Raw genomic sequence first — 652 nt, 5'->3', positions numbered from 1 at the left:
AAGGTAGCGTGATCCATGTCGAGGTCCTCAGGATGGGCAGTGTCAGAACTTCCATCCTCGGAGGGCCTCGACCCCTATCCAGGCACCGACGCGCCCAACCCGACTACACTCTCAGCTGCGAAGAGCCTCTTTCGTGGCGAACCGAACGTTGGCCCTGAGCTCATCGCTCGGGTAAAGGCCGCGGCCAAATCGCTAAACTATGTACCGAATGATGCTGCGCGTTCGCTACTTCAAGGAAAGACTCGGCGAATCGCGCTTGTCGTCGAAAAGCTCACCCAGCCAGCATTCGCCCTGATGGCCGATATCACACACGATGAGTTACTGAAGAGGAACTATCGGGTGATTGTACTTGAGGCGGATTCGCCCGGCGGCGGCGTCCGTGATGGTTCGAGAGAAATCTTCTCAGCCGTTGACGGTGTCCTCTACTGTTCTGCGGACAGAACGACTGACCTTACTGGGTTCGTTGAGGAGGTGAGCAAGCCAATTGTTCTGGCGTTGCGCGCTGGCCATCCTGAAACTTTAAATGGCTCTTCGCAGCTGAGAGTGTAGTCGGGTTGGGCGCGTCGGTGCCTGGATAGGGGTCGAGGCCCTCCGAGGATGGAAGTTCTGACACTGCCCATCCTGAGGACCTCGACATGGATCACGCTACCTT

At 57.4% G+C, this 652-nt stretch carries 1 protein-coding gene; it reads left to right on the top strand.

Translation table 11 applies throughout. The annotated features are described in order from the left end of the window. The first annotated feature begins 39 nt into the window (after positions 1-39). The gene (locus AACX88_RS17505) at positions 40-549 is read left to right on the top strand and encodes a LacI family DNA-binding transcriptional regulator (RefSeq protein WP_190246591.1); all 510 of its coding nucleotides are present in this window, start codon (positions 40-42) and stop codon (positions 547-549) included. Positions 550-652: the final 103 nt, after the last annotated feature.

Source organism: Brevibacterium metallidurans, assembly GCF_037101285.1.
GTDB lineage: Bacteria > Actinomycetota > Actinomycetes > Actinomycetales > Brevibacteriaceae > Brevibacterium > Brevibacterium metallidurans.
Note: the sequence above shows the minus strand (reverse complement) of the source record. Positions and strands in the feature narration are given on the sequence as shown.